Here is a 12,597-nt window from a genome sequence, read left to right on the forward strand (position 1 = left end):
GCCTACTTCTTTCCGAAGGCCGTCAGCAGTTGTTCGACCATCTCGGCGGGAAGACCCGTATGCCGGTGGACGATCTCCGCGGCCTGCCCCAGTTCCCCGGCCCGGACGAAACCCAGGAAACGGTCCTTGTCCTCCCCCGGGAGGTCGCTGGCACTGAATTGCACGTGGCCTTCGGGGCCGTCCCCCTCGAAGCTGAAGTCCGCGATATCCTCACCCATCGATGCCGGATCCCCATCGACGGGGGCCGTGTCCAACAGTTCCCTGATGGAATCCCGGTCCAGGCCCGAGAACTTGGCCAACAGGTCGGCGGCACCGTCGAGGTCATGGTCCCGCAGCAGCGACTGGAACTGGTCGAATTCCGCCGGGGGAAGCTCATCGGTGCCGAATTCGCGTTTGACGCCGTCTTCTTCAGCGGAGATCCGGAAGTTGGAGGTCTTGCGGCTGGCCCCGCTACCGAATTTCTCGGTCCATTCCTCCGGGATGGTGAAATCGTCGAGGTCCTGGCCCGGGGCGGGATCCGCCAGCGGGGCGGCAGCGGCATCCGCCGCGGGCTCCGGTACCGGTGCCTCGGCGTCGACCGCTTCTCCGGCCACCGGATCGGTGGCCGGCTCGGTGGCCGGACCGCCGGATGGTTCGCTCTCGCCGTTCCCCTCCGGGGGCTCGGTCTGGGGCCCCGGCCCCTGCGGGGCGATCCGCGGGCCGCCCTCCTGATGGACCTGCGGGTGGGCTTCGAGGCTGCGCACGGCGATGATGCTGGCCTTGACCCCAACACCTGTGGCGGCACGGTAGGCCTGCACGGCGCCCATGAAGTTGCCCTGGGCGAGTTGGCGGTACACATCGCGATGGGCTTCAGCCCCCAGCTGCCCGGCGGCCTCGCGTGCCGATTCGGGCCCGACGGAGCCGTTGACCTCCGCAGAGGTCTTCCGACGCAGTCGAGTGACCCACCACCAACCGGCGGCAAGGACCAGCAAGGGGACCAGAACCCATAACAACAACTCCATGCCCCAAGTCTAGGGCGTGGGTCCAATCCCTAGGCGGAGACCGCCAGGACGAAGGGCAGGACGGCGTCGGCCCCTGCCTCGCGCAACACCCGGGTGGCCTCGGTGATGGTCCACCGGCTATCGACGTAGTCGTCGATGAGCAGGACCGGGCCGTCCAGTGCCGCCAGTTCCCCGGCGAGTTCGTCCCCGACGGCAAACTGCCCCCAGACGGCGGCGAGCCGGAAGGCACTGTTGCCTCCCGAAGCCCCCCGAGGTCCGCCGTGCGGATAATCCAGGGCCCCGAGATAGGGAAGCCTGCCGATTCCGGCGATCCCGCGGGCGAAGGAGCCGACGAGTTCAGCGCGGGTGCGTGAGGGCAGGCTGACCACCGCCACCGGCCGTTCGGCCCAATCCCATTCGGAGAGCACCTGCACGCAGGCGCGCAGCATCGCGTCCTCGATGGCTGCGTCGGGGGCCTCGTCGACGGGGGTCGAGAGCAGGGTCCGCAATTTGGCCCCCCAGCCCAGATCGGTCAGCCGGGCCAGGGCCCGGCCGGGACGGGCCTGGTCCGCGGGCTTGATCTTTCCCTTCAGCGGGACCCCGAGGCGGTCCATGCCGCCGGGCCACATCGCCCGGGGATCGACCTGGACCCCCACCCGGCCCAGGGCCGCCTGGGAGCGGTCCCGGGCCTCGTCACCGATCGAGTCCTGGTACCAGGGGCCCGCGCAGTTGTCGCAGCGGCCGCAGGGTGCCGCCGCAGGGTCGTCCAGGACGCGGGAGAGGAACTCCATCCGGCACCCGGTGGTGCGTTCGTACTCCAACATCGAATTCTGTTCGTCCACGCGGGCGGCGGCGACCCGGGCATACCGGGCGGCGTCGTACGCCCAGGGTTCGCGGGTGCGCGCCCATCCCCCGGCGACCCGTTCGACGGCCCCGTCCACGGCCAGGACCTTGAGCAGCAGTTCCAGCGGGGAACGGCGCAGGTTCACCCGGGCCTCCAGGGCCGGGACCGAGACCGCCGTTCCGGCCGCCTCCAATTCGGACAACACGGCATGGGCCCGTTCCTCGTCCGGCATGGAGGAGGTGGCGAAGTACCGCCAGATCTCCCGGTCCTCCGGCCCCGGCAGCAACAGCACATCGGCGTTGTCGGTTCCACGGCCGGCACGACCGACCTGCTGGTAGTAGGCGACCGGGGAACTGGGGGCGCCCACGTGGACGACGAATCCGAGGTCGGGTTTGTCGAAGCCCATCCCCAGCGCACTGGTGGCGATCAGCGCCTTGACCTGGTTCTCCTTCAGCGCCTGTTCGGAGGCGGCGCGTTCCTCCGGGTCGGTCCGCCCGGTATAGGAGCGCACGTCGTGCCCCGCCTCCCGGAGCAGTCGGGTGATGTCCTCGGCCGCCGAGACGGTCAGGGTGTAGATGATGCCGCTGCCGGGCAGATCGGCCAGATGGGTCAGCAACCAGGCCAGTTGCGAACGCGGGCTCGGCAACCGCAGGACCCCGAGCCGCAGCGATTTGCGGGCCAACGGTCCGCGCAGGGTGAAGACCTCCGCGCCTCCGACGGCCAGCTGTTCCTGCACGTCGTGGACCACCCGTTCGTTGGCCGTCGCGGTGGTGGCCAGCACCGGCACGTTTCCCGGAAGGGCGGCGATGAGATCGCGGATCCGCCGGTAGTCGGGCCGGAAGTCATGGCCCCAGTCGGAGATGCAGTGGGCTTCGTCGATCACCAGCAGGCCCATCCGGCGGATCAGTTCGGGGAGCTGCTGTTCGCGGAAGGAAGGGTTGTTCAGCCGTTCGGGCGAGACCAGCAGGACGTCGACTTCATCGGCTTCGAGCTTGGCGATGACCTCCTGCCATTGGACCGCGTTGGCCGAGTTGATCGCTTCGGCCCGCACCCCGGCCCGCGCCGCGGCGGCGACCTGGTCGCGCATCAGGGCCAGCAGCGGGGAGACGATCAGCGTCGGCCCCGCGCCGCGGGCACGCAGCAGCAGGCTGGCCACGAAATACACCGCGGATTTGCCCCAGCCGGTGCGCTGGACCACCAGGGCCCGACGGCCGCCCTCGACGAGGGCCTCGATCGCTTCGAACTGCCCCTCGTGGAATCGGGCCCCGTCGTTTCCGACCAGCCGGCGCAGGACCGCAGTGGCGTCGTCATGCAATTGTGAGTTCCGCGTTTCAACCATGGACCCAGTATCCCAGCGACCACCCACGCATGGGCACCGACCCGGTGGAGTGGTTGGATGATCGCGTGGATACGCCCCGAACGGCTAAGCTCGACCCCGTGAGCAGCGAGATTGATCTTTCCCTTTCCTTCAAGGCCTACGACGTCCGCGGCATCGTCGGCGAAACCATCAATGAGGAGATCGTCGAGGCCGTGGGCGCCGCCTTCGTCGACGTCCTGTCCCTGGCCGGCAAACAGGTCCTCGTCGGCGGTGACATGCGCCCCTCCTCCCCCGCCTTCAGCGCCGCCTTCGCCCGCGGGGCCTCCTACCGCGGGGCCGAGGTCTGCCTGCTCGGGTTGATCTCCACCGATGAGCTCTACTTCGCCTGCGGCCAACTCGATGCCGCCGGCGTCGTGTTCACCGCCAGCCACAACCCCGCGGCCTATAACGGCATGAAGATGGCCCAGGCCGGTGCCGTGCCGGTCTCCTCGGATACGGGCCTGTATGAGATCCGCGATCTGGCCCAGACCTACCTCGCCGAAGGCCTGCCGGTCTCCGGGGACGCGCCCCAGGGGGACATCAGCACCCGGGACGTGCTGGAGGACTACGCCGCCTACCTGCGCTCCCTGGTCGACCTCTCGGGCATCCGCCCGCTGAAGGTCGTCGTCGACGCCGCCAACGGGATGGCCGGCATGACCACTCCCGCGGTCCTGGGCGATGACCTGTTGCCGGCCCTTCCACTGGAGATCGTGCCGCTGTATTTCGAATTGGACGGGACCTTCCCCAACCACCCGGCGAACCCGCTGGAACCGGAGAACCTCAAGGACCTGCAGGCCGCCGTCCTCGAACACGGCGCCGATATCGGTCTGGCCTTCGACGGCGACGCGGATCGCTGCTTCGTCATCGACGAAGCAGGTCTGCCGGTGTCCCCCTCGGCGGTGACCGCATTGGTGGCCCGACGTGAAATCGCCCGGGCGCAGGCCGCCGGCGAGCAGACCCCGGTGATCATCCACAACCTCATCACCTCCCGCGCGGTCCCCGAACTGGTGGAACACGACGGCGGACGGCCGGTGGTCACCCGGGTGGGCCACTCCTTCATCAAGGCGGTCATGGCCGCCGAGGGGGCCGTCTTCGGTGGCGAACACAGCGCCCACTACTACTTCCGCGATTTCTACAACGCGGACACCGGCATGCTCGCCGCGATGCATGTGCTGGCCGCCCTCGGCTCCCAGGACCGTGCCCTGGGAGATCTGGCCGCCGAATACGAACCGTATTTCTCCTCGGGCGAGATCAACTCCGAGGTCGAGGACAAGGACGCGGCCGTGGCCCGGGTGCTGGAGAGCTTTTCGACCCCGGAGACGGTGGTCGATAGGCTGGACGGCACCACGGTGAAGGCCACGGACGGATCCTTCTGGTTCAACCTCCGCCCCTCCAACACCGAACCCTTCCTCCGTTATAACGGGGAAGCCGTAGACACCCCGACCATGGAACGCGTCCGCGACGCGGTCCTCACCCTTGTCAGGAGCAATGCATGAGCGAAAACCCCACGGAAAACCGGCTGGCCGAACTCGGTGAGGCCGCCCACCAGGACCTGAACAAGGTGCTCGGCACCGCCTTGGGCGTCGCCCGCGAACAGCTTGAAACCAACGGGGTCTTCCTGCCCTTCGCCATCGGCCTGGAGCCCGACGGCGAGGCCGAAGGGGAACTGCGCCTGCTGGCGGTCCAACCCGATGAGGACGACGAGGATCCCGAAGCGGATATCGATGCCGAAGTCATGATGGATGACCTGGTCACCTTGCTGATCGGTCAGCGTGAGAACTTCGTGGCCGTGGCCCTGGTCTCCGATGTGACCCTGCTGCAGGAGGATGTCGACGCCGTCCATGCCCTAGCGGAGCACAGCCTCGGCGGGGCAGTGGCCATCATCCAGCCCTATGCCTCCCCCGCCGCCGAAGGCAGCGAGTGGACCTTCCAGGAGCCCACCCCCGAACCAGCTGATTTGAGGATCTGGGCCTGATCCGTGGGGACCGGGCGTCGACATCATGAAGATCAACGCCTTTTCCGATGTGTGCCTGCGCATCCTGATGCTGCTCGCCGCCCGGTCCGATCCCCTGCTGAGGACCCGGGAGATCGCCGAGGCGATCGACATCCCCTACAACCAGGTCTCCAAGGCCGTGCACAAGCTCGGCCAGTTGAAACACATCGACGTCAAACGCGGGCGCACCGGTGGCGTGCAGATCAACGAATCGGGGCTGTCCCTCGGCGCCGGCACGTTGCTGCGCAGCCTCGAGGGGCAGGGCGATCTCGCCCAGTGCACCACCGACGACGGCACGGCCGCCTGCCCATTGATCGCCGGTTGCCGGCTCCGCACAGCCCTGGCGCGCGCCCAGGAGGCCTTCTACCAGGAGCTGGACCACTGGTCGATCCGCGATCTGGCGTCCTCCCCGGCGCTGGTCCCCCTTCCTTTTCCCATCTCGCGATAGCCGATTTGCCCCAGTTTTCTACAAGGTGTAGAAATGTATCATAATACTTGCGGATCAGACGCAAGTAATTCGACCTCGAGGAGATTCGATGCTCTCAGAAACGTCCCGCCCCGTCGTCCAGGCGACACTTCCCGTGATTGGCGAACGGATCGGTGAGATCACCAAGAAGTTCTATGCCGGGATGTTTGCGGCACGTCCTGAACTCCTGGACGGCTTGTTCAGTCGCGCCAACCAGAAGAACGGAGCCCAGCAACAGGCCCTGGCCGGCAGCATTGCCGCCTTCGCCTCCCACCTGATCGAACACCCCGAATCGCTGCCCGAATCAGTGCTGTCCCGCATCGCCCATAAGCACACGTCGCTGGGCATCCAGCCCGACCAGTACCAGATCGTCTTCGACCACCTGTTCGCGGCCATCGCCGAGGATCTGGGCGAAGCAGCCACCGAAGAGGTCGTCGCCGCCTGGTCCGAGGTCTACTGGCTGATGGCCGACGCCCTGGTCAAGATCGAAAAGGGCCTCTACGCCGAACAGGCCAACGACCGGATCTACGCCCCATGGAAGGTCACCTCCACGGAGGCTTCCGGCCAGGATTGCATGACGTTCCGCTTCGAGCCGGCCGATGACACCGCCGTCACGGTGGCCAAGCCCGGCCAGTTCGTGAGCATCCGCGTGCCGCTGGCCGACGGGCTGCGCCAGTGCCGCCAGTACTCCCTCTCCGACAACGTCGAATCCACCACCGAGCGGGTGTTGACCACCAAGCTGGATGAAGGCGGGGAGGTCTCCCCCTTCATGCACCGCAATCTCGAGGTCGGCGACGTCGTGGAACTGTCCAACCCCTACGGTGACATCACCCTGGACATGGAGGGCGGGCCGATCATCATCGCCACCGCCGGCATCGGGTGCACCCCGAGCGCCTCGGCCCTGCAGTCGCTGGTCTCCACCGGGTCGGACCGCCAGGTGCTGGTGCTCCACGCCGAGGCCATGGAATCGAACTGGGCGCTGAAGGACCAGATGCTCGCCGCCGTGGAGCAGCTGCCCAACGTCGAGATGCGCCTGTGGCTCGAGGACACCACCGGCACCACCGCGGACCTGCAGGCCGTCGAGGGGTTCATGAACCTGACCGGCGTCGAGCTGCCCGAGGATGCCCGGATGTACCTCTGCGGTCCGCTGCCATTCATGCGTGCGGTGCGCAGCCAGGCCATCGCCGCCGGCGTGGCCCCGCGGAACATCCACTACGAGGTCTTCGGTCCCGACCTCTGGCTTGCCGCCTAGGCACGAGCCCGCTGCCCCGGAGGGGCGCCACACCGGAGCGGCCCGCGAACTGGATTAGCCAGATCGCGGGCCGCTCCGTTACGCTCGCAACGTCCACACGGGTGCCCCAGGAGGGGCTGAGATCGAGCTGCCACCGCTCGCGACCGTCGAACCTGTCCGGGTCATGCCGGCGTAGGAAGTTGAGGGCTCAAATGAGCGATTCCACAGTAAAACCCACCACCCCGTCCGCCACCGCGTGGGAACAGCACCCACAGCACCGGTTGCAGTGGATCGAGGATCCGGAACACGGCCTGCGGGTCCCGGTCACCGCGATCTGCCTGGCGGATTCCCCCGACGGCAGCGCCAACGAGCCCCATCTGGCGTATCGGACCGCCGGTCCGGGCTCCGAACCGACCGTCGGCCTCCCGCGTCCGCGCACCCGATGGATCACCGCCCGGGGTGACACCGCCGAATACGCCGGTCGCCAACGCACCCTGCACGACGACGGCCGGTCCGCCGTGCGTCGCGGGGCCGCCTCGGCAGAATGGAGCGGCACGACCCCGGTACCGAGGCGCTCGCACCAGGGGCGTACCGTCACGCAGATGCATTACGCCCGACAGGGCACCCTCACCGACGAGATGCGCTATGTGGCGCTGCGCGAGAACTGCGACGTCGAATTGGTCCGCCGCGAAGTCGCCGCCGGACGGGCGATCATCCCGGTGAACATCAACCATCCCGAATCCGAGCCGATGATCATCGGCAAGGCCTTCCTGGTCAAGATCAACGCCAACATCGGCAACTCGGCCATCACCTCCTCGATCGCCCAGGAGGTCGACAAGCTCACCTGGGCCACCCAATGGGGCGCCGATACGGTGATGGACCTGTCCACCGGCGATGACATCCACACCACCCGCGAATGGCTGATCCGCAATTCCCCGGTGCCCATCGGCACCGTGCCGATCTACCAGGCGCTGGAGAAGGTCGATGGGGATGCATCGAAACTGACCTGGGAGATCTTCCGCGACACCGTCATCGAGCAATGCGAACAGGGCGTGGACTACATGACCATTCATGCCGGGGTGCTGCTGCGCCATGTGCCCTTGAGCGCCGACCGGGTCACCGGCATCGTCTCCCGCGGTGGATCGATCATGGCCGGGTGGTGCCTGGCCCACCACCAGGAGAACTTCCTCTACACCCATTACGACGAGCTCTGCGCCATTTTCGCCCGCTACGACGTCGCCTTCTCCCTCGGTGACGGGCTGCGCCCCGGCTCCCTGGCCGATGCCAACGACGCCGCCCAGTTCGCTGAGCTCGATACCCTGGCCGAGTTGACCCGCAGGGCCTGGCAGTTCGACGTGCAGGTGATGGTGGAAGGACCCGGACATATCCCGCTGCATCTGGTCCGCGAGAACGTCGAGCGTCAGCAGGAGCTCTGCGACGGGGCGCCGTTCTACACCCTGGGTCCGCTGGTGACCGATACGGCCCCCGGCTACGACCACATCACCAGCGCCATCGGGGCCACCGAGATCGCCCGTTACGGCACGGCGATGCTCTGCTATGTGACCCCGAAGGAGCATCTGGGGCTGCCGGATAAGGACGACGTGAAGACCGGGGTGATCACCTATAAGATCGCCGCGCATGCCGCCGATGTGGCCAAGGGGCATCCCGGGGCGACGGCCCGCGACGATGCCCTGTCGGCCGCGCGCTTCGAGTTCCGCTGGAACGACCAGTTCGCCCTGGGTCTGGATCCGGCCACGGCCCAGCGGTTCCACGACCAGACGCTGCCTGCGGAGCCGGCCAAGACCGCGCACTTCTGTTCCATGTGCGGGCCGAAGTTCTGTTCGATGCGGATCTCCCAGGACATCCGCGAGGAGTTCGGGGGAACCGAACGCCAACGGGCACTGGCCGATGACATCGAAGCCGGTTTGCAGGCGAAGAGCCGTGAATTCGCGGATTCGGGGTCCAGCATCTACCTCCAGGCGACGATCCCCGTCGGCAACGGCACCGACTGATCCACCGGGTACGACGACGGCGTCCGCACGGGAGGCAACGGGCGCCTCCAACGTTCCGGGCAACTTCTGCAGCTGCTCCCCTGGCAGGAACGCAGGCGGTTGCCCGGAGCGGTCGTCGGTATATGGACTATGTCATGTAGCCGTCCACGGCCCGGAGGTGATACGGCGCGTCCGCACCTGACGCAGCGAAGCCTTGCGGAGACCGCGATCCAGACCAATCAGTCTCCAGCGGGATCCGGGTCTGCCTGGTGGAGCCCGGGAACCCGCCCGAGCCGGGGGTGGACCTCACCGCGTTCGATCCAGGCGCGGACCATCGCGTTGAAGAACAACGGATCCTCGACGCTCCATTGATGGTGCAGCCCCGGGGCCAGACGGAAGACCGTGTCCCGGCGAACCGCGGCCACATCGGCGAATCCCTTGCGCACCAGGGCCGGTTCACGGGCCCCGGCGACCATCATCAGGCGTTCGGTGTAGTCCCCCAGCCCGTCGGGCAGGCCGCCCGCCTGGACCTCGTCCAGCATCGCCTTCATGTTGTCCGGACGCAGGGTCAGCCCATGTTCGGAGTAGAGCCTGCGGGAGTTCGCGGGAATCCCGAAGGCCCCGGCCTGGACCTTCCAGAACCATTCGGCGTCCCCTAATCGCAGTTGCGCCGCCGTGGATAACCGCGTTCCCGCCCCCACCGGCCGGATCCCTGCCCCGGTGAACAGGGCACTGGCGAAGAGCTCGGGATGCCGGGCCAGTACACGCAGGCCCACGACGCCGCCCAGGGACTGGCCAACCAGGTGGACCCGGCCGTCCTCGATCTCTTCGGCGATGAAGGCCGCGACGTCATCCGCGGCGCTATCGAGCCCGCGCCAGTCCTCATCGGCCCGGCCGCCGAACCCGGGCAGATGCGGGGTGAAGATCCGATAGGCAGGGAAGGCCTTGACCTGGGGATCCCACATCCAGTTGGCCACGTTGCCGCCATGGAGAAAGACCAGCGTCTGGGCTGGTTTGCCGTCCGTGCGGGGACGCACCGGGGGGTGGATCTCCGGGTAGCCGGCCGGATCGGGGCGTTCCCCGACGGAGGGAGGCACCGTGGGCTTTTCGTTCATGGCAGATTCCCTTCGACGGAGTCGAGCCAGTTCAGTTCGGCACCGACGTGGGCGATGCCGTGGTCCAGCGTGGCGGCCATCAGGTAGCCGCGTCGGTCGGCCAGGGCGGCCTCGTCCAATTCCGCGCGCAGGGCCCGGTAGGACCGCTGCAGGTCCTCGTCCTCGGTGCGACGTGCCGCAAGCAGTTCCAGGACCTCGTGGCGCTCGAGCTCCCCGGAGAAGAAGATCCGGCCCAGGAAGGGCTCACGGGCGGGCTGCCGGTCCAGCGTTCCGGTCAGCCAGTCCTGCAAAGCCGCCCGCCCCGCCTCGGTGATGTGGTGCTCCTGGCGCGCCGGGTAGTTCTCCTGCGGAACGGTCCGGACCGTGGCCAGGCCCTGGTCCACCAGTTGGGCCAGGGTGCGGTAGATCTGTGCCTTATCGGCATTCCAGAAGTGGTTGATGCTCGAGTCGAAATGCTTCTTCAGGTCGTAGCCGGTCATCGGCGACAAGCTCAGGAGCCCGAGGATCAAACGTGCGAGGATCATGTGTCCATCATGCCAGCCTGCTAGGTGAACTATCGCCTATCGGCCCAGCGTGTGCCTCCGCGCCACCGGGCGGTCCCGCTGAGGGATATGGGGCGGGAACGTCCAGCGGGCCATCCTTGATGGTCCGCTGGACGTTCCCGCCCCTGATGCTCCTCGCGGTGGAACCGGCTAGGCGCCCAGGCGCTGCTTCAGCCCGTCCAGCTCATCCTGCAGGGACTGCGGCAGGGAGGGCCCGAATTTGGCGTACCACTCCTCGATATCCGCCAGTTCGCGCTTCCACTCCTCCGGGTCGACCGTCACGGCCACCTCGAGGTCCTCGGCGGTGAACGAGTCCAGGCCGCTGAGATCCATCGAGTCGCCGGTGGGCACCATGCCGATCGGCGTCTCCTGGGCGTCCGCAGTGCCTTCGATGCGCTCGACGATCCACTTCAGCACGCGGGAGTTGTCGCTGAACCCGGGCCAGGCGAATCCGCCCTCGGGGGTGCGGCGGAACCAGTTGACCAGGAAGATCCGCGGCAAACGCGCCGGATCGGCCTTGGATTCAATGGAGTCCCAGTGCTTGAGGTAGTCACCGGCGTCGTACCCGATGAAGGGCAGCATCGCCATCGGGTCCCGACGCACCCGGCCCACGGCACCGGCCGCGGCCGCCGTGGTCTCCGAGGAGAGCGTGGAGCCCATGAAGACGCCATTGGTCCACGAGCTGGCCTCGGTCACCAGGGGAATGGTGGTCTTGCGCCGTCCACCGAAGAGGATGGCGTGGATCTCCACGCCCTCGGGGTTGTAGAACTCCTTCGAGAGCATGTCGAGCTGGTCGATCGGGGTGCAGAACCGCGAGTTCGGGTGCGCCGCCTTCGTCCCGGAGCCCGGGGTCCAGTCGTTGCCGAGCCAATCGGTCAGGTGCTCGGGCACCTCGTCGGTCATCCCTTCCCACCAGACCCCGCCGTCATCGGTCAATGCGACGTTGGTGAAGATGGAGTTGCCCTTGGTGATCGCGCGCATGGCGTTGGGGTTGGTGCTCCACCCGGTCCCCGGTGCGACGCCGAACAGCCCGTATTCGGGATTGACCCCGCGCAATTCGCCTTCCTTGCCGATGCGCATCCAGTTGATGTCATCGCCCAGGGTCTCGGCGGTCCAGCCTTCGATGCTCGGCTCCAGCAGGGCGAGGTTCGTCTTGCCGCAGGCGGAGGGGAATGCCCCCGCCACGTTGTAGCTCCTGCCCTCGGGGCTGGTGAGCTTGAGGATGAGCATATGCTCGGCCAGCCACCCCTCGTCCCGCCCCATGACCGAGGCGATACGCAGCGAAAAGCACTTCTTGCCCAGCAGGGCGTTGCCGCCGTACCCGGAGCCGTAGGACCAGATGGCCCGCTCCTCGGGGAAGTGCACGATCCACTTCTCCGGGTTGCACGGCCAGGCGACATCGGCCTCTCCGGCTGCCAGCGGGGCTCCGACGGAGTGCACGGCCGGGACGAAGAAGGCATCGGTGGCTTCCATCTTGGCCAGCACGTCATCACCGATGCGTGCCATGACCCGCATCGAGGCCACCACATAGGCGGAGTCGGTGATCTCCACGCCGAATTGCGGGTGCTCGGCATCAAGGGGACCCATGACGAAGGGGATGACATACATGGTCCGTCCCCGCATCGAACCGCTGAAGCGGTCATTGAGGATCGACTTCATCTCCTGCGGGTCCATCCAGTTGTTGGTGAACCCCGCATCCTGCTCGTCCTGGGAACAGATGAAGGTCCGCTCTTCGACCCGGGCCACATCCTTGGGGTCCGAGAAGGCGGCGAAGGAATTGGGGAACTTCGCCTCATCCAGTCGTACGAGAGTCCCGGCGTCGACCAGCTCGCCAGTGAGGCGGTCGACCTCCCCTTGGCTCCCGTCGACCCAGTGGACACTCTCCGGCTGCGTGAGCTCCACAATGTCGCCGACCCAGGCCAGTAGCTTTGCGTGGGTCGTCGGTGCGGTCTGACGCTCTGCGTCGAGGACCGTTTGATCGGAGCGCTCGCTCATGTCCATTCCCTCCATTGGGCTTGTACTGGTCCCTCGATGCTAGGACGGGGCCGCTCCGCTCCGGAGGTGACGCGGATCGCTTC

Annotated in this window: 10 protein-coding genes and 1 riboswitch; of the genes, 5 read left to right on the forward strand and 5 right to left on the reverse strand. The window is 67.3% G+C overall.

Annotation, left to right across the window (positions count from 1 at the left end):
• Positions 1 to 2: 2 nt before the first annotated feature.
• Together ACT3S6_RS05825 and ACT3S6_RS05830 are read right to left on the reverse strand one after the other, a co-directional pair.
• Positions 3 to 1,001 carry a hypothetical protein gene (locus tag ACT3S6_RS05825; RefSeq protein ID WP_444554164.1) on the reverse strand — a complete coding sequence of 333 codons (999 nt, stop codon included), beginning with the start codon at positions 999 to 1,001 and terminating at the stop codon, positions 3 to 5.
• A gap of 29 nt (positions 1,002 to 1,030) precedes the next feature.
• On the reverse strand, positions 1,031 to 3,163 hold the full coding sequence (locus ACT3S6_RS05830; RefSeq protein WP_444554165.1) for a RecQ family ATP-dependent DNA helicase: 2,133 nt from the start codon (positions 3,161 to 3,163) through the stop codon (positions 1,031 to 1,033).
• A gap of 98 nt (positions 3,164 to 3,261) precedes the next feature.
• Here ACT3S6_RS05830 and ACT3S6_RS05835 point away from each other — a divergent pair, with 98 nt between their 5' ends.
• The 5 genes from ACT3S6_RS05835 to thiC all read left to right on the forward strand — a co-directional run bounded on the left by ACT3S6_RS05835 (position 3,262) and on the right by thiC (position 8,883).
• Complete coding sequence (locus ACT3S6_RS05835; protein WP_444554166.1) at positions 3,262 to 4,677, forward strand: phosphomannomutase/phosphoglucomutase; 1,416 nt, start codon at positions 3,262 to 3,264, stop codon at positions 4,675 to 4,677.
• The gene (locus ACT3S6_RS05840; RefSeq protein ID WP_444554167.1) at positions 4,674 to 5,156 is read left to right on the forward strand and encodes a hypothetical protein; all 483 of its coding nucleotides are present in this window, start codon (positions 4,674 to 4,676) and stop codon (positions 5,154 to 5,156) included. Before ACT3S6_RS05835 ends, ACT3S6_RS05840 begins: the two co-directional genes overlap by 4 nt.
• A gap of 25 nt (positions 5,157 to 5,181) precedes the next feature.
• Complete coding sequence (locus tag ACT3S6_RS05845) at positions 5,182 to 5,622, forward strand: RrF2 family transcriptional regulator (protein ID WP_444554168.1); 441 nt, start codon at positions 5,182 to 5,184, stop codon at positions 5,620 to 5,622.
• Positions 5,623 to 5,710: 88 nt separating this feature from the next.
• On the forward strand, positions 5,711 to 6,892 hold the full coding sequence (locus ACT3S6_RS05850; protein ID WP_444554169.1) for a globin domain-containing protein: 1,182 nt from the start codon (positions 5,711 to 5,713) through the stop codon (positions 6,890 to 6,892).
• A gap of 87 nt (positions 6,893 to 6,979) precedes the next feature.
• Positions 6,980 to 7,087: riboswitch (TPP riboswitch) on the forward strand.
• On the forward strand, positions 7,084 to 8,883 hold the full coding sequence (gene thiC / locus ACT3S6_RS05855; RefSeq protein WP_444554170.1) for a phosphomethylpyrimidine synthase ThiC: 1,800 nt from the start codon (positions 7,084 to 7,086) through the stop codon (positions 8,881 to 8,883). Its footprint overlaps the riboswitch before it by 4 nt.
• Before the next feature lie 218 nt (positions 8,884 to 9,101).
• On the opposite strand, the gene ACT3S6_RS05860 is transcribed toward thiC, so the two are convergent.
• The 3 genes from ACT3S6_RS05860 to ACT3S6_RS05870 form a co-directional block, all read right to left on the reverse strand.
• Entirely contained in the window at positions 9,102 to 9,977 is an 876-nt protein-coding gene (locus ACT3S6_RS05860) for an alpha/beta fold hydrolase (RefSeq protein WP_444554171.1), read from the reverse strand.
• On the reverse strand, positions 9,974 to 10,501 hold the full coding sequence (locus ACT3S6_RS05865; RefSeq protein WP_444554172.1) for a PadR family transcriptional regulator: 528 nt from the start codon (positions 10,499 to 10,501) through the stop codon (positions 9,974 to 9,976). Before ACT3S6_RS05865 ends, ACT3S6_RS05860 begins: the two co-directional genes overlap by 4 nt.
• A gap of 168 nt (positions 10,502 to 10,669) precedes the next feature.
• Positions 10,670 to 12,514, reverse strand: a complete 1,845-nt coding sequence (locus ACT3S6_RS05870) for a phosphoenolpyruvate carboxykinase (GTP) (protein WP_444554173.1) — start codon at positions 12,512 to 12,514, stop codon at positions 10,670 to 10,672.
• Positions 12,515 to 12,597: the final 83 nt, after the last annotated feature.

It is taken from the genome of Arthrobacter sp. AOP36-C1-22 (assembly GCF_052377515.1).
Lineage (GTDB): Bacteria > Actinomycetota > Actinomycetes > Actinomycetales > Micrococcaceae > Arthrobacter_H.